The organism is Mesorhizobium sp. RCAM 06353, assembly GCF_059683585.1.
Window position 1 is genome coordinate 1280516 of record NZ_CM185031.1, and the last position, 16645, is coordinate 1297160.

At 61.0% G+C, this 16645-nt stretch carries 16 protein-coding genes; 8 read left to right on the top strand and 8 right to left on the bottom strand.

From position 1 onward, the window contains the following. The first annotated feature begins 160 nt into the window (after positions 1-160). The 3 genes from lepA to AC56QX_RS05895 all read left to right on the top strand — a co-directional run bounded on the left by lepA (position 161) and on the right by AC56QX_RS05895 (position 4989). Positions 161-1966 carry a translation elongation factor 4 gene (lepA, locus tag AC56QX_RS05885; RefSeq protein WP_497114288.1) on the top strand — a complete coding sequence of 602 codons (1806 nt, stop codon included), beginning with the start codon at positions 161-163 and terminating at the stop codon, positions 1964-1966. Positions 1967-2113: 147 nt separating this feature from the next. After that, the gene (locus tag AC56QX_RS05890) at positions 2114-4462 is read left to right on the top strand and encodes a protein kinase domain-containing protein (protein WP_497114291.1); all 2349 of its coding nucleotides are present in this window, start codon (positions 2114-2116) and stop codon (positions 4460-4462) included. Between the two features lie 14 nt (positions 4463-4476). Beyond that, entirely contained in the window at positions 4477-4989 is a 513-nt protein-coding gene (locus tag AC56QX_RS05895; RefSeq protein WP_497114293.1) for a hypothetical protein, read from the top strand. Positions 4990-5424: 435 nt separating this feature from the next. On the opposite strand, the gene AC56QX_RS05900 is transcribed toward AC56QX_RS05895, so the two are convergent. The 4 genes from AC56QX_RS05900 to AC56QX_RS05915 all read right to left on the bottom strand — a co-directional run bounded on the left by AC56QX_RS05900 (position 5425) and on the right by AC56QX_RS05915 (position 9565). Then, positions 5425-5658, bottom strand: a complete 234-nt coding sequence (locus AC56QX_RS05900) for a hypothetical protein (RefSeq protein WP_497114296.1) — start codon at positions 5656-5658, stop codon at positions 5425-5427. Between the two features lie 460 nt (positions 5659-6118). Next, positions 6119-7759 carry an ABC transporter substrate-binding protein gene (locus AC56QX_RS05905; RefSeq protein ID WP_497114299.1) on the bottom strand — a complete coding sequence of 547 codons (1641 nt, stop codon included), beginning with the start codon at positions 7757-7759 and terminating at the stop codon, positions 6119-6121. Positions 7760-8213: 454 nt separating this feature from the next. After that, positions 8214-8720 carry a protein-export chaperone SecB gene (gene secB, locus AC56QX_RS05910; protein ID WP_497114302.1) on the bottom strand — a complete coding sequence of 169 codons (507 nt, stop codon included), beginning with the start codon at positions 8718-8720 and terminating at the stop codon, positions 8214-8216. Positions 8721-9055: 335 nt separating this feature from the next. After that, entirely contained in the window at positions 9056-9565 is a 510-nt protein-coding gene (locus AC56QX_RS05915; protein WP_497114303.1) for an FxsA family protein, read from the bottom strand. A gap of 223 nt (positions 9566-9788) precedes the next feature. On the opposite strand from AC56QX_RS05915, the gene AC56QX_RS05920 reads away from it, so the two are divergent. Genes AC56QX_RS05920 through AC56QX_RS05935 form a run of 4 tightly spaced genes read left to right on the top strand, consistent with a single transcriptional unit; the run spans position 9789 to position 12528 of the window. Then, positions 9789-10496 carry a Tim44/TimA family putative adaptor protein gene (locus AC56QX_RS05920; protein ID WP_497114306.1) on the top strand — a complete coding sequence of 236 codons (708 nt, stop codon included), beginning with the start codon at positions 9789-9791 and terminating at the stop codon, positions 10494-10496. A 22-nt stretch (positions 10497-10518) separates the two neighbouring features. Beyond that, positions 10519-11616: a murein transglycosylase A gene (gene mltA / locus AC56QX_RS05925; protein ID WP_497114307.1), complete on the top strand. Its 1098-nt coding sequence runs from the start codon at positions 10519-10521 to the stop codon at positions 11614-11616. Further along, the gene (locus AC56QX_RS05930) at positions 11616-12146 is read left to right on the top strand and encodes a Smr/MutS family protein (protein WP_497114309.1); all 531 of its coding nucleotides are present in this window, start codon (positions 11616-11618) and stop codon (positions 12144-12146) included. Before mltA ends, AC56QX_RS05930 begins: the two co-directional genes overlap by 1 nt. Positions 12147-12159: 13 nt before the next feature. Continuing rightward, the gene (locus AC56QX_RS05935) at positions 12160-12528 is read left to right on the top strand and encodes a helix-turn-helix domain-containing protein (protein ID WP_497114312.1); all 369 of its coding nucleotides are present in this window, start codon (positions 12160-12162) and stop codon (positions 12526-12528) included. Between the two features lie 92 nt (positions 12529-12620). On the opposite strand, the gene AC56QX_RS05940 is transcribed toward AC56QX_RS05935, so the two are convergent. The 4 genes from AC56QX_RS05940 to AC56QX_RS05955 form a co-directional block, all read right to left on the bottom strand. After that, entirely contained in the window at positions 12621-12869 is a 249-nt protein-coding gene (locus AC56QX_RS05940; RefSeq protein ID WP_497114314.1) for a hypothetical protein, read from the bottom strand. Between the two features lie 455 nt (positions 12870-13324). Further along, entirely contained in the window at positions 13325-13945 is a 621-nt protein-coding gene (locus AC56QX_RS05945) for a transglutaminase-like cysteine peptidase (protein ID WP_497114317.1), read from the bottom strand. Positions 13946-14104: 159 nt separating this feature from the next. Then, entirely contained in the window at positions 14105-15382 is a 1278-nt protein-coding gene (locus tag AC56QX_RS05950; protein WP_497114319.1) for a polyhydroxyalkanoate depolymerase, read from the bottom strand. Between the two features lie 232 nt (positions 15383-15614). After that, entirely contained in the window at positions 15615-15983 is a 369-nt protein-coding gene (locus AC56QX_RS05955; protein WP_095205058.1) for a septal ring lytic transglycosylase RlpA family protein, read from the bottom strand. Positions 15984-16292: 309 nt separating this feature from the next. Between AC56QX_RS05955 and AC56QX_RS05960 the strand changes: the two genes are divergently transcribed. Continuing rightward, positions 16293-16469 (top strand): hypothetical protein, encoded by a 177-nt coding sequence (locus AC56QX_RS05960; protein WP_497114322.1) that lies wholly within the window; start codon positions 16293-16295, stop codon positions 16467-16469. The last annotated feature ends 176 nt before the right edge of the window (positions 16470-16645 follow it).

A 16645-nucleotide genomic window follows, 5' to 3' on the forward strand; every position in this document is an offset into this window, starting at 1 on the left:
CTGCCCCTTTAAACGTAACATCCGGCAGAGCTAACATACGGGTGTGAAATTATGCTCTAACGCATTTGGTTAAAGTTTATCGATCTTCCTGCAATTCGGCCGAAATGGTCGGCAAAGGCCGCCGCTTGCCGCAGCTTTCCGCCCCTGCTAAAGCGCGCGGATGAGCACGCCCCTCGACCACATCCGCAATTTCTCCATCGTCGCCCATATCGACCATGGCAAATCCACGCTCGCCGACCGGCTGATCCAGTCCACAGGCGGGCTGGAGCTGCGCGACATGAAGGAGCAGGTGCTGGACTCGATGGACATCGAGCGCGAGCGCGGCATCACCATCAAGGCGCAGACGGTGCGGCTGAAATACCGCGCCAACAATGGCGAGGACTATATCCTCAACCTCATCGACACGCCCGGCCACGTCGACTTCGCCTACGAAGTGTCGCGCTCGCTCGCCGCCTGCGAGGGCTCGCTGCTGGTGGTCGACGCTTCCCAGGGCGTCGAGGCGCAGACGCTGGCCAATGTCTACCAGGCGATCGACAACAACCACGAGATCGTCGTGGTGCTGAACAAGGTCGACCTGCCGGCCGCCGAGCCGGAGCGCATCCGCGAGCAGGTCGAGGAGGTTATCGGCATCGACGCCTCCAACGCGGTGCTGATCTCGGCCAAGACCGGGCTTGGCATTCCCGATGTGCTGGAAGCGATCGTCCACCAATTGCCGCCGCCGCGCGAAGGCGATGCGACAGCACCCTTGAAGGCGATGCTGGTCGACAGCTGGTACGACGCCTATCTCGGCGTCATCGTTTTGGTGCGCGTCATCGACGGCGTGCTGAAGAAGGGCCAGACCATCCGCATGATGGGCACCGGCGCCAAGCATCTGGTCGAGCGCACCGGCGTGTTCACGCCCGCCCGCATCAATGTCGACGAGCTTGGCCCCGGCGAGTTCGGCTTCTTCACCGGCTCGATCAAGGAAGTGGCCGACACACGCGTCGGCGACACCATCACCGAGGACAAGCGCCAGACGGCAACGGCCCTGCCCGGCTTCAAGCCGGCGCAGCCGGTGGTGTTCTGCGGCCTGTTCCCGGTCGACGCCGCCGATTTCGAGGATCTGCGCGCCGCCGTCGGCAAACTGCGCCTCAACGACGCTTCTTTCTCCTATGAAATGGAAACCAGTGCCGCGCTCGGCTTCGGCTATCGCTGCGGCTTCCTTGGCTTGCTGCATCTGGAAATCATCCAGGAGCGGCTGGAGCGCGAGTTCAATCTCGACCTGATCGCGACCGCGCCATCCGTCGTCTACCGGCTGCAGCTCAATGACGGCACGGAGAAGGAGTTGCACAACCCGGCCGACATGCCCGACGTGGTGAAGATCGCGTCGATCGAGGAGCCGTGGATCCGCGCCACCATCCTGACCCCCGACGACTATCTCGGCGGTATCCTGAAGCTCTGCCAGGACCGGCGCGGCATCCAGTTCGACCTGTCCTATGTCGGCAAGCGCGCCATGCTGACCTACGATTTGCCGCTCAACGAAGTCGTCTTCGACTTCTATGATCGCCTGAAATCGATCTCCAAGGGCTACGCCTCGTTCGACTACCACCTGACCGACTACAAGGAGGGCGACCTGGTGAAGATGTCGATCCTGGTCAATGAGGAGCCGGTCGATGCGCTGTCCATGCTGGTGCACCGCACGGCGGCGGAAAAGCGCGGAAGGCAGATGGTCGAGAAGCTGAAGGAGCTGATCCCCAACCATCTGTTCAAGATCCCGGTCCAGGCCGCGATCGGCGGCAAGGTCATTGCCCGCGAAACCATCTCGGCGCTGCGCAAGGACGTGACCGCCAAATGCTACGGCGGCGACGTCTCGCGCAAACGCAAGCTGCTGGACAAGCAGAAAGAAGGCAAGAAGCGGATGCGGCAGTTCGGCAAGGTGGATATCCCGCAGGAGGCGTTTATTCAGGCCTTGAAGATGGGCGATTGAGAGCGGGCCGAGTGCCAGCCCGCTAGCAGGGCTAATCTCGGTTTTCTATTCTCTTGAAGAACATGGCGGACTAGCCTCTAGGGTATTGAGACAATTCAGCAACTGCTGATAGTTGTAGGTTCGCCGCAAAAATGAGGCCGCCTGTCAATGAAGATTCCTCTCGAAAATCAACAGTCATTTCAGCGCTTGGCCAACATGTTGGCGCAGCGCATTCGTCGGCTCGTCGTGTTTTCCGGTGCCGGCGCATCTCGCGAGGTTGGTCTTCCGGATTGGAACACCTTCATCAGCCGCCTATTCGATCAATATCAACAGGGCGCCACATCTGGCCTTGGTGATGCTTACGTATCCGAGGTAAAAAAGAGCCTCGATGCCGAGCCTGATCCATGGAAGAAAGTTGACATTCTTCATCTACATATGCAGTCCTTCTTTCCAATTGCCGTAAGAAATATACTTGAAAGTTTTAGCGACACAATTCCCACATTCTATAACGAATCTTGGAAACTACACCCCGATATTATGCTTAGTGTAAACTTAGATGGGTTTTCTAGGAAGTCATACGACAGACTCAGGACAGGAGTTACCGCAGATTACCTTCTCGGATCGACCATAAGTGAAAGTAGGTTTACGATCGGTGGTCAACGAGAGCTCATAGTTGACCTTCATGGAAATATAGATACTCCGGCGTCTTGGGTTTTGACCACAGAGAATAAAGAGCGACTGTTGGACAATCCAGCATATATACAGTTTTTAAGAGAAACTCTGTCTTCCAACACGGTGGTATTCTATGGAATATCCGTAGATGACATTTCAGTATCTGGACAGCTGAGTTACCTAAGAAGCATAAACTATGCGAATGGAGACTACTTTTTAATAAAACGGTCGGAAGAGGAGAACGACTGGGATATCATTCAGAAGTTCGGCATACAGATTATTTACTTGAACGAGGACTTAACGTGGGAGGCAGGGTTCTCTCAGCTAGTATCTCAGCTCACCGCTTTCAAAGCAATTGACGCAGAACCAAAACCTGTTCGCGCTGAACCCACATCATTCGCTGTGATACCTTCCCCAGAAGAGCTCGTTTCGGAGAGTCCCGATCAAATTAGAATTTCGCTGAGCTCTGCAACCAATAGATTCTACCATAGCGACGTATTTAATTATGACAGCTATCGGGCGTTCTGCAATAAATACGATAGCGCTATACATTTAGCGACTAGAGTTACTATTGGTCCGCCGAATAACAAGTGGCTCGGCAACACGGTCATTTCGAAGCTAGGGAAGGGTAACTTTGGCCGAGTTTTCTCAGCTCAGGATACCGCAGGCCAGGAAATCGCCATCAAAGTTGCCCACCCTGATGTCCGCGATGACGAGGTCATGCTGGATAGTTTTCGGCGGGGAGTTGAGTCGATGCGGATTTTGACGGAGAGCCGCATTGCTGGAGTAGTGGGTATAAGAGGTGCATCCGAACTGCCTCCGAGCATAATAATGGACTTTGTCCAAGGCATCGATTTCGAGAAATATGCTATAGATTATTTCTATACGCCTGTAGTTAGTAAGATAAACATTATGAAATGGATCTGCGAGATTTTGTTTAGCTGCCATACACAGAAGCAGTTCGTTCTTCACCGCGACCTGCGCCCGAGTAACGTAATGATATCTGGCGACTATTGGGATGAAGTAACGAAGGAACAAATTAACATTCTAGATTTCGACTTATCTTGGTATAAGGGCGCATCTGGGTCAGAGTTCTACATGAATGCAGCCCAAGCACTAGGTTACCTGGCTCCAGAGCAGTTGAATAGAAACTCTCCTTTTAGCACGAGAAGTGCGCTAGTCGACGTCTATGGCGTCGGCATGTTGCTATACTTTATTTTGTCGATTGACGTACCCTTGGCCAACGCATCAACTAGGGTTGACTGGCATGAGCGTGTCGAAACAGCCGCACGCAAATGTTATAATCAAAATTGGAAATCAACTGTGGCTCGTATGTTTGATTTGATTATCTCGACTACAATGGAAGATCAGGTTAGAAGACCGTCCCTGCAGGAAGTGATGGATGAACTCGATATAATAAGGGATGTTCATTCGGGTATTTACCCATTTGATCCCAACTCGGTTCTGGAAGAGGTGAGCCAACGTATATTTGGAGGCCAAACCAACCTACGAGTTGGCAGAAATACGGACATTTTTAGAGCGACTACTGAGTCAGGCGTGTCAGCGCAGATGTGGATAGTTAATAATGAAATCAGATTCGATCTGAATTATGTCGTTTCAGCTGCGTCTAATAGGACAGGTAGAGGAAAGTATCTGACCCAAGCGATGGACAAAGCCAAATCGGCTGTGAAGGACGTAGCATCTATAGACGATAGAAGGACTTCGACAGAACTCGGCCGTTCGTTCCTCGCTTTCACAACCTCCCTGCCCTCGTCGCTGAAGGAGCTGGAGCGGATCGCTACTGCGGTGGGCCAAGCGATATCTGAGTTGCCTGTTAAGGCCTGAATATGAACGTTCACATGCGCACCACATCAGACACCGTCGCCTCTCTCGGCCTCGCCATCGGCGGTGCCTTCGGCCTGGCCGGCACCTTCGTCGCCAGCGCTCCACTGCGCGAAACGCTCTGGACGATCGATGGCGCGGCACTCGTCGTAGCCACCGCGCTGCTCACCATGAAATACCAGCGGCTGGGCAATGACTGCGTCGCCGCGGGCTTCCTGACCTTCCTCGCCGGCGAGACGCTGCTGCTGGCCGGCAATGCGGCCGGCTTGCAGGCCAGCGTGCCCTCCTATGTCGGCGGCATCACGCTTTGGGCGGTGGCACTGGTCATGGTCAGCGCGCCGAAGACTTTTGCGCTGTGGGTGCGGCTCACCGCGCTCGTGGCCGCCGTGCTGTTTGTCGTCTCGGCTTGCATGATTATCTGGGGCGCGCCCTTGCTGCCGACCTCGGCGCCACTGCCCGCCGCCGGCTATCCGTTCCTGGTGCTGACTTTTGTTGGCTGGATCTGGACGCTGCTGAGGGATGGGCGGTGAGGGCGCAGCGCCTTATTTCAGGCGTTGGCGCTGCCCCTCACCTGCCTGCCAGCATCCTCTCCCCGTAAACGGGGCGAGGGAGGCTGTCATCACCGCTTTCGCCAATCGCAAACATTGAGAAAGAGCGCCGGCGTTGCGGCCAGCTTCTCTCGCCCCGTTTACGGGGAGAGATGTCCGGCAGGACAGTAAGGGGCAGCGCTGACTCAGGCAATTGTCCGCCCCTTATTCAGATCAGGTGCGGCCCTGGCGCCATTTTTGCCGATGCTTCCAGCCCGTCATCGCCAATCGCTCTCCCGCCACCACAGCAAGTTTTGTACGAAACCGTACCAAGCATCCCGGCTTGGTTGATCAGGCCCCTATCGCCAGCTACAAAAATCGGGCGGCGGACCTTTTATCAGGTCGCCAGTGGCCGGCGCGGGACTCAGGCAATTGTCTTCACCGGCATGCGCGCCGGCCACTTCCCTGCCGCTGCATGCGCCCGGTGATCTCGCCGCGAACAATCCAGTTGACCAGGCCGCTGTCGACATGCGCCTTGCGCGTGAGTTCGCGCAGCAGGGCCGTGCAGTGGTCCGCCCATTGCGCCTCAGGGATGAGGTGTTCGGCGATGGATGCCTTGAACGCCCTGCGCAACGCATGGAAAGTGAGCGGCGGCCCGGTGGGGTCTTCCATTGCATTTGCTCCCGACAGGGGCGGGAGTACGCTGACACTCTCAAGCACCAGCGCCCATTGAGTGGCCAGCGACAGCGCAACCATGCGCCCTGCGGCGGCGGCGGTCCACCGCCCGGCGTCGCACGCTTTGCGTCGTACATGAAATGTTGGGGCTGGCGATGCCAATGCAGTAGGGCGCCTTGCCTTCTCCCGGGGAGCAAGGAAGGCGAACGTCGGCGCCGCCCCTCATTGCCCTGCCGGGCATTTCTCCCCGTAAACGGGGCGAAAGAAGCTGGCGCAATGCCGGCGCCTTTTCCGCGACGCTGGCCGTTTACGGGGAGTTGAGGAGTGGTCCGCGCAGAGGACGAAAAGCCAACTGCTTGGCTTTTCGAACGACGAAGTGGCGGCAGCCAGATGAGGGGCAGCGCGAACTTTTACAAAGATGCCCTTACCGTGCCTCAGCGGCGCCCTCGCCTGAGCCTCACCCCTCCATCCAAACCTTCTCGAAATGCTGCTCGAGCGCCTGGTGCTGCTCACAGCCTTCAACCCCCTTGCGATAGGTCCGGTACACCGAGCGCCAGTAGGGTTGGATGATGATGCCTGAATCGCGCAGATTCTTCTCGATGCCGGCCATGATCTCCTTGCGCGCCTTGGCGTCGGGGGTGGCGAGCGCCTTGTCGAGGAGGTCGTCGAACTCCTTGCTGGCGTAGGCGCTTTCGTTCCAGGCCGCACCCGATTTGTAGGCGAGCGCCAGCACCTGGACGCCGAGCGGGCGGCCGAGCCATTCGGTGCACGAGAAAGGATATTTGCTCCAGTCGTTCCAGAAGGTGGCGGCGGGCAGCACGGTGCGCTTGATCTTGAGGCCGGCCTCGCGCATCTGCGCGGCGATGGCGTCGGCGGTGCTCTTCTGCCATTCGACGTCGACCGAGATCAGCTCATATTCATGATCCGCCTTGCCGGAAGCGGCGAGCAGTTTTTTCGCCTCCTCCACGTCGCGTTTTGCGGGGCCGATATCGGCATATTCGGGGTGCATGGGGCCGACATGGTGGTTGTCGGCGGGTTTGCCGCGCCCGTCGAGGCCGAGCTTCAGCACGGCGGCATTGTCGACGGCGAGCTGGGCGGCGCGGCGCAGCTGGACGTCGTCATAGGGCGCGTTGCCGATGTTGAAGCGGGCGACGATGGTGGAGCCGGTGGCGATCTCGGAATTCTTCAGCCCCATCTTGTCGGTCTGCGAGACGGCATCGGAGGCGGTTTCGTGGTCGGTGTCGATCTCGCCGGATTCGAAGGCCGACAGCATGGCGTTGGGATCGGAGCCGTAGTCGATCCACTGGATGCCATCGAGCCAGAATTCGCCCTTCCACCACGGCTTGTCCTTGCGCTTCACCTCGGCGCCGGTCTCGGCGTCCCATTTCACCAATTCGCAGGGACCGGTGGTGATGGCGAGCGCCTTCATCGGATCGCCATCGCCGTCATAGGAGCGGTGCATGATCAAAGCGGGATAGTCGGCCATGCCGGCGATCAACGAAATGTCGGGCTTCGGCAGGTTCAGCTTGATGGTGAAGTCGTCGACCTTCTCGATGCCGCCATCGACCACCTTCTTGGTGTCGGCATTGACCAGCGCGCCCATGCGCGCGGCGACCGAATTGCCGGCGACACCGGCCTCGCACCAGCGGGTGAGGTTGTGGACGACATCGTCGGCGTTGAAGGCGTCGCCATTCGACCAGGAAATGCCCTTGCGCACATGCAGCGTCAGCGTTTTCGCGTCGTCGCTCATCTCCCATTTTTCGAGCAGCCAGGGCTCGAAGGAAAAATCGGTGTTCCAGCGCACCAGATATTCGTTGCAGTGGCGGGCGACGTTGGACATTTCGACGCCGTCGAAGGTGCGCGGGTCCTTGAACCCCTTGACGTTCATGGCGACGCGCAAGGTGCCGCCCTTCTTGGGCTCGGCGGCGCGGGCCGGAGTCGGGGCGAGGCCGCCAAGCGCCAGCGCGCCGGCGGCGCTGACGCCGAGGCCGGCCATCAGCGCAAGATATTCGCGGCGGTTGATGCCGCCCTTCTTGAAATCGTCGGCGACAGGCTTGGCCCGCGGATGCAGTTTGCGGTCGGTCAGCATGAATTTCATCGTCGTTCCCTCTTTGTTGGGCGTCCCGACGAATCGCCAACGCGGGGGCGGCTGCGACCGCCGGGACGCCTTTGCCTGAGCGGCCGATGATAGGGCTGGGTGGCGCTGGGGAGTGTTCTGGAATCCGCAGGAGTTGTGCGGTGCTCCGCAGGGGTGAGCGGGCGGTTGGCGGGGAGGGCGCGCAGGCCTCTTAACGTCGTCATCCTAGGGCGGAGCAGGAGCGTAGCTCCGTCGCGGAGACCCTAGGATCCATGCCGCGACCTTGCTGACAGGTGCAGCGGAGCAGAATTCTGGACCGTAGCGACGCTTAGGAGTCCCGGCATGGATCCTAGGGTCTGCGCCGCGTCGCTTCGCTCCTTGCTACGCCCTAGGATGACGAAGGGACGGGGTGACGCCCCCAATAAAAAAACCCGGCGCAAGGCCGGGTTTTTCAGAACATCCGTTCAGCCTGAAATCAGCTCACCTGGACCTTCGAGGCCGCGGCCTGGTCTTCGGCGATCTTCTGCTGGAACATCTGCGCGAAGTCGATCGGGTCGAGCATCAGCGGCGGGAAGCCGCCATTGCGGGTGGCTTCGGCGATGATCTGGCGGGCGAAGGGGAACAAAAGGCGCGGGCATTCGATGAACAGGATCGGCAGCATGTGCTCCTGCGGGAAGCCCGAAATGGCGAAGACGCCGCCATAGATCAGCTCGACGTTGAACAGCACTTCCTGGTCGAAGGAGGCCTTGGCGTTCAGCGTCAGATTGACGTCGAACTGCTTGTCGGAGAGCGGGTTGGCGTTGACATTGACGTTGATGGCGATGCCGGGGGCCTTGTCGCGGCCGCGCAGCGAGTTCGGCGCGCCGGGGCTTTCGAAGGACAGGTCCTTCACATACTGGGCCAGCACGTTGAGCGACGGCTGCGCCGCCGTGTTGCCGTTTCCGTTGGCCGCGCCGGCTGGCGCGTCATCATTGCTGGCCATGAGCCGTTTCCTTTTCCCCTGGGCAGCGTTGCTGACCGAATTGAAATCGGGCGTTGGCTAGCATGGCCGACAGGACAAGACAAGGTTTGCCGCCTTGCGGCTCCTCATGTCGTCATCCCAGGGCGAAGCAGCCGCGCAGCGGCGTCGCGGAGGCCCTGGGATCCATGCCGCGACCTTGCTGACAGGTGCAGCGGCTCAATGCTCACAACCGCGCGGCGGGGTGAATATCCTCCATCGTAGCGGCGTTCAGAGGTCGCGGCATGGATCCTAGGGTCTGCGCCGCGTCGCTTCGCTCCTTGCTCCGCCCTAGGATGACGAAGCGACGGATGGCCGACCTAATCGTCCTTGAGACGCCGCCAGGGCGAGTTGTGATCCGGTCCGCGCTTGAAATCGTCCTCGCGCGAATAGTCGCCGTCTTCGAGGTCGATGACCTTGTCGCGGCTCCGGCCGCGAAAACCGCCGGCCGAGAAATCGGTGGCGACGACGATGCGGCCCTTGAACCGGCGCCAGGCGAGGTCGCGCACCGGCGGCAGGAACAACAGCAGGCCGATAATGTCCGTGATGAAGCCGGGGATGATCAGCAGGATCGCCGCGACCACGATCATGGCGCCGTGGGCAAGATGGCGGCTGGGATCATGGCCGGCGTCCATCTCGGCGCGCACCCGCGCCATGACGCCGAAACCCTGGTGCCTGAGCAGAAGCACGCCGGCAATGCTCGACGCCAGCACCAGGCCGACCGTCGCCAGCGCGCCGACCTCGCGGCCGACGATGACGAAACCGGCGATTTCCAGCAGCGGCAGGGCGAGAAGAAAAAGGGAAGCAGCGAAATGCGCAAGTCTTGGCAACCTTTTCCTTGGGCAACCTTTTCGGTCGTTTTGGTCGTTTCGATTGTTTTGGCCCATCGGCGGCCAATCGCCGCTGGCACTGAGGCTGTTAGATAGGTATGCCTGCCATTGATTTGAATGATTGCACCTTGCGTTCTATATGCTTTGAATGTTGAACGCTATGCGACCGCGGCTGTTGGGCCGGATGGTCCGGCCTCGAGGCAGGGATTGATTGGCGGAAGATATGGGATTCTTCGACTTCGGCACGATTTTCTTCCTGATCGCGGCGGTGGTGATCTTCTTCCAGTTGCGCAACGTGCTGGGCCGTCGGACCGGTAGCGAGCGGCCGCCCTTCGATCCCTACACGGCGGCGCGCACCGACAAGGACGCCACGCAGAAGCCCGAGAATGTCGTTTCGCTGCCGCGCAAGCGGCTGCCGGGCGAGCCGGCGCCGGCCGACGCCTATACCGCGATCGATGCCTTCGCCAAGCCCGACACCGACCTCAACAAGGGCCTGCGCACGATCAAGGACAATGACCCGTCCTTCGATCCGAAAGGTTTCGTCGACGGCGCCAAGATGGCCTATGAGATGATCGTCATGGCCTATGCCGACGGCGACCGCAAAACGCTGAAGAACCTGTTGTCGCGCGAGGTGTTCGACGGTTTTGTCGCCGCGATCGGCGAACGCGAGGCCAAGGCGGAAAAGATCCAGTCCTCCTTCGTCGGCATCGACAAGGCCGATATCGTTTCGGCCGAGATGAAGGGCGGCGAGGCGCATGTGACGTTGCGCATCATCAGCGAACTGATTTCGGCGACGCGCGACAAGGCCGGCGCCGTCATCGACGGCGATCCGGAAACCGTGGCCGAGGTCAAGGATGTCTGGACCTTCGCCCGCGACACGCGCTCGCGCGATCCGAACTGGAAGCTCGTCGCCACCGAAGAAGAAGACTGAGCCCAGACAGAGCGGGGCTCCGGTGTCGCTATCGCCTCTCTTGTTGGCAAAGTCTTTCGATGATCTCCCCGGCTGGGGCGACGACGACCATTTTCCGGCCTTCGAGGCTTTTCGCCGCTCCGCCTTCCATGTCTTGGTAAAACCCTATCGCAGCGGTTCGCTCGGCGTCGATTTCGGCGCCTTCACTGATGCCTATGCGGCGGCGCGCGCTGCCTCTTCCGTGAGCCGGTCGAAAGCTTGCGCCTTTTTCGAGCGCCATTTTGTCCCCATGCTGGTCCGCGCCGAAACCGGCGCCGGGCTGGTTACCGGCTTCTACGAGCCGCAAGTCGAGGCATCGCCGGTGCGGACGGAGCGGTTTGCCGTGCCGCTTTTGTCGCGGCCGGCCGATCTCGCCGATGTCGACGACGCCAACCGGCCGCAAGGGATGGATTCTTATCTTGCCTTCGCACGCAGGCTGCCGGATGGACTGGCTGAATATCCAGACCGCGGCACGATCGAGCGCGGCGCGCTGGCCGGCCAAGGACTTGAGATCGCCTGGCTGGCCGACAAGGTCGATGCCTTCTTCGTCCATGTGCAAGGGGCGGCACGCCTCGCCATGACCGATGGCCGGCTTTGCCGCGTCACCTACGCCGCCAAGTCCGGCCAGCGTTTCACCGGGCCGGGCAAAATCCTGAGCGAGTTGGGGGAAATCCCGCTGGCAGAGGTGACGATGCAGTCGATCCGCGCCTGGTTCAAGGCGCATCCGGAGCGCATCGACGAGATCCTGTGGCAGAACCGCTCCTACATCTTCTTCCGCGAGGCCGATGTCGAGAACGCAGCCCTCGGCCCGATCGCCGCCGCCAAGGTGCCGCTGACGCCAGGCCGCTCGGTCGCCGTCGACCGGCTGCTGCACACATTCGGCACGCCTTTTTATATCGACGCGCCGACGCTGACCGCCTTCGACAAAAGACCGTTCCGGCGGCTGATGATCGCGCAGGACACCGGCTCGGCCATCACCGGGCCGGCGCGAGGCGATCTGTTCGCCGGTTCGGGCGATGCCGCCGGCGAAATCGCCGGCGTGGTGCGCAATGCCGCCGATTTCTACGCGCTGGTGCCGCGCGCGCTAGCCGGGGGCGCGTGATGAGCAAGCGCCCGGACAGGCTGAGCGAAGACGACCGGGTGCTGTGGAACCTGGTGGCGCGCACGGCCAAGCCGCTGAAGGGCAGGATTTCGGTCGACATCCCCGATCTGGCCATCGAGGCCAAGCCGACGGCGCCGCAGACGGCGCAGCCCGCCGCCAGTGCGCCGGGTGCGGCAAAGCCGAAGGTGCAGCATGTCACGCACCGGCTCGACGAGCCGACGCTGGACAAATTGTCGAAGGGCCGGCTGCCGATCGAGGGCCGTGTCGACCTGCATGGGATGACGCAGGACGAGGCCTATTCGCTGCTGTTCTCCTTCCTGCACCGGGCGCATGCCGGCGGCATCCGCTATGTGCTGGTCATCACCGGCAAGGGGTCGTCCTCCGGTGGTGATGGTGTGTTGCGGCGTGCGGTGCCGGCTTGGCTGTCGACGCCGGCGTTCCGGCCGCTGGTCTCCAGCCACGACCATGCCGCCCGCAACCATGGCGGCTCGGGCGCGCTCTATATACGGCTGCGGCGGGCACGGTCATGAGGAGGCCGGGCGCATGACGCCGTTCGGCGAGCGGCTGCGGGCACTGCGCACCGAGCGCGGGGTCAGCCAGAAGGACATGGCGGCGGCGATCGGCGTCAGCGCCGCCTATCTCTCGGCGCTCGAACATGGCCGGCGCGGCGCGCCGACCTGGACGCTGATCCAGAAGATCATCGGCTATTTCAACATCATCTGGGACGATGCCGAGGAATTGGCGCGGCTGGCCGAAGCCTCGCATCCACGCGTAAAACTCGATACGTCGGGCCTCAATCCCACCGCCACCGAGCTCGCCAATCTGCTGGCCGAGAACATCGAAAAGCTGGACGAAGCGGAACTGCGCCGCATCACCGCCGCGATCCGCGCGGCACTTGGCCGGCTGAAGTAACGGCTTTTACGCGGATTTCGCGACGGCCGAGCATCCGCTCATTGCAAAACAGTGCCCGCCGGCGAACCGCCAGCGGGCAGCTGTGGTGAGGATCAATACTTGCCGGCCGTGCTGCCGTTGGGGTTGCCGCCTTTGGTGCCCGGACGGCCATTGTCATGATGGTCGCGGTCGTGGCCGCCGCCCAGGCAGTCCGAGGCGCCTGCAGTGCCGCAACAACGGCCGGCCCAAAGGTCATTAAGGTTGGTGTGGGAGCAGCTGACCGTCTGGTCGGCCATTGCGGATCCGCCCATGGCCGATACGGCGGCGACGGCGAGAAGGGTATTGCGCAGGAAAGCAGTCATTTGAAGTCTCCATGGTTGGGTTTCGTCATTCACGGCTGTGTGTCGCCGGGCGGACGGAAATGGTTCATGGAGATGCGAAGAAATTTTCGGAGGGATGCGCGAGGTGCACGGCTGGCCACGTCGGCGCTGCCCCTCATCCGCCCTTCGGGCACGCCGGCCCTTCGCTGTCGCTTCGGGCGTTCGTTGTTCGAAAAGCCAAGCAATTGGCTTTTCGTCCGCTGCGCGGACCACGCCTCACCCCGTAAACGGGGAGAGGGCAACAGCCGCGCCGTTGGCGCTTGCTTTACGACGTTGATAATTGGCGAAATCAGTGATGACGGCGTCTTTCTCCCCGTTCACGGGGAGAAATGCCCGGCAGGGCAATGAGGGGCGGCGCTAACCTCTGCTAGACTGGCCGACAGAGCCCACGGGACTGGCAAGAACGGCCGCGCCTCTAAAATCGCAGCCCCAGTCCCCTATTCCACCGACCCGACCAGAACCTGCTGGCCGCCGCGGATCGAGACCCAGCGGCCGGTGTTGTCGATCGCCTGCCGCTTGAGGAAGCGGTAGCCGGTCTGGTCCCAGGCCCTGACCTTGTCGGTCAGATTGTCGAGCACGTAGTCGCCCTTGTCGGTGCGCACCGTCAACACGGAATGGCCTTCGCCATCGGGCTTGCGCACCACGGTGATGAGAAGATCGGCAAGCGAGATGCCCATGTGGGACAGCCGGCGGCGCTTTTCCAGCACATAGTCCTCGCAATCGCCGACGCCCTTGTCGGGATAGGCCCAGACCTCGTCCTTGCCGTAGATGTCCATGTCGCTCATCGGCTTGACGGCGGCGTTGACCCTGGCGCTAACGCCGGCGAGCTTGCTCATCAGCCCATTGGTCATCCTGGCCGGTGCCAGATTGCTCGGACGGATCGAGCATTCGCCGGGGTGGAGCTTGCAGAAATCATAGTGGCCGATCGGCTGCGAGGTGATGCCCCCGGTCGCCATCGCTCCGGCAGCCATTGCCGGTGCCATCCAGGCTCCCGTGGCTGCCAGACCGGCCGCAGCCGCGCACAAGCGCAGCCTTCTCGCCATTGTTGAGGAATTCATTGTCCCCGCTCACCCTGTTGTTAACGAAACGTTAAGGGCGATTGACAGTCCGTGTCAATTACGGCGACGGCCTGATTTGCAGCATGGTTACCCGCGGCGAGGGACAGCGTCTATTGTGCAACAGAATCGGGCCGGCGGCCGATTTTATTCCGGAATTACTTATCGCTTGGCGGTGCGGACCAGCCTCGGCTTCACGGCGACGCGGTTCTGGCGGCCGTAGCTGGTGATGAAGTCGACGATGCGCGGCACGATCTCGGAGCGGAAGCGCGAGCCGTTGAAGACGCCGTAGTGGCCGACCGCCGGCTGCATATAGTGCGCGTGCCTGTCGGCGGGGATGTTGGGGCACAGATCGTGCGCCGCCTTGGTCTGGCCAAGGCCCGATATGTCGTCGTTCTCGCCCTCGACGGTGAACAGAGCGACGTTACGAATAATGGAGGGATCGATCTGCGTGCCGCGATGCGTCATCTCGCCCTTCGGCAAGGCCTGACGGACAAAGACGGTGTCGACGGTCTGCAGGTAGAACTCCGCAGTCAGGTCCATGACAGCCAGATATTCGTCATAGAAGTCGCGATGCTTCTCGGCATTGTCGCCATCATGCTTCACAAGGTGCATGAAGAAGTCCTTGTGGGCGATGATGTGGCGGTCGAGGTTCATGCTCATGAAGCCGGACAGCTGCAGGAAGCCCGGATAGACCTCGCGGCCGAAGCCCGGCACCGGCCAGGGCGCGTGCATGATGACATTGTCGCGGAACCAGTCGATGCCCTTTTCCTGCGCCAGCAGGTTGACCGCGGTCGGGTTGCGGCGGGTGTCGATCGGGCCGCCCATCAGGGTCATCGTCGACGGCACGAAGGGGTCGCCCTTGGTCTCCATCAGCGCCACCGCCGCCAGAACCGGCACCGAAGGCTGGCACACCGCCATCACATGGGTGTCGGGCCCGAGCGCGTGGAACATGTCGATGATGTAGTCGATATAGTCGTCGAGATCGAAGCTGCCGTCGGCCAGCGGCACCATGCGGGCGTCGACCCAGTCGGTGATGTGGACATCGGCATACGGCAGCATGGCTTCCACCGTGCCGCGCAGCAGCGTGGCATAGTGGCCCGACATTGGCGCCACGATCAGAAGCTTCGGATCCGGCTTGCGGCCAGCAGGCACCGCGCGCTCGAAGCGGACGAGATTGCAGAACGGCTTCGACCAGACGGTCTTTTCGGTGACCGCGACGCTCTTCCAGTCGACGACGGTCTTGTCGAGGCCGAAGGCCGGCTTGCCATAGCGGCGCGTGGTGCGTTCGAACAGTTCGGCGCCCGCCGCGATCGAACGGCCCCAGGGCGTGTGCGAGATCGGATTGAGCGGGTTGGAGTAGAACATGCGCACCGCGTCGGCATAGAGGCGCGCAGGCTGCAAGGCGGCGTGGTTCATTTCGTAGAGTTGGTAGAACATCAAGAACCCCGCTGCTGCCTCGACCGAAGGGACGACGAGCAGCGCCGAGCCTTAAATGTCTCGCGGCGAGGTTAACAACTAATTGCTGCGACGCAATACGTCACGTGGCGTGACCAATGGTTCTTTCGTCCAAAGGCTTGCAAATCCGCCTGCAATGGCCGAGCCGGCTCAATGTGCAGTGCCGAAATGTGTAGGAAATGTGTCCGGCCCTGTTGCCCGACACAGGAGTAGCTTAGACGCGCGCGACGCAGACGGCGGTCTGGCCGGAGCTGATAAAGCCAAGTTGTCCGGCGGCACCCTTCGACAGGTCGAGCATGCGACCCCTGATGAAAGGACCACGATCATTGATGCGCACGATGACGCTGCGGCCGTTGTGCTGGTTGGTGACCCGCAATTTGGTGCCGAAAGGCAGAGTGCGGTGGGCGGCGGTCATCGCCGAAGGGTTCATGCGCTCGCCCGATGCGGTCTTCGAGTGCAGCGCGTACCAGGAGGCGCGGCCACACTGGCCGGCGGCGGCGGTTGCCGAGGTAGCAGAGGCACCGACCATCAGGCCAGCAGCGATCGTTACCGCGACAAGCGCGGTCTGGTTTAGGTTCTTCATCTTTAGGGGGTGGCTCCGTTTTTGACAGACCCCAGCCGTTAGGTGGCGAATAAGGCAGGAAATGCGGCAAGCATCTGTCCGTTCCGTGGCGAGATCACACGTTTGGAGTCAGCGGGTAACAGTCTGTCAGGGATTTTCCGCGATATCTGATCAATTCTCGATGATCTTCGGGCCGATATTTTTAGATCGCTTTGACAAGATATCGGATTAATATCCAAGTAGAATCCGGCGTGATTGGGTCCCTTCCTTTGGCTCTTTCATCACGCTCACAGCGCCGCATACGATCGACTTGAAAAGCGAGATCCGTCAATGAAACTGACCAAAAATCTGCTGGCCTTGATTGTGCTGGCCATCGGCGCGCTGTGGTCGCTGCAAGGCATCGGCGTCGTCGGCGGCAGCTTCATGACCGGCCAGTCGCAATGGCTCTATATCGGTCTCGTCGCCATGCTTGTCGGCCTAGCCGGGCTGGTTTGGGCGAACCGGTAGGGGGTGAGTGGCGCTAGACTGCGTTGCAGAACGAGCGTGGGCGCCCCCCTCTGTCCTGCCGGACATCTCCCCCACAAGGGGGGAGATCAACCATCAGGTCTGCTTTTCGCCAATCTCCAACGTTGAAAGAAAGGTAGCGAGACCGAAGCTGCCAATCTCCCTCCTTGTGGGGGAGA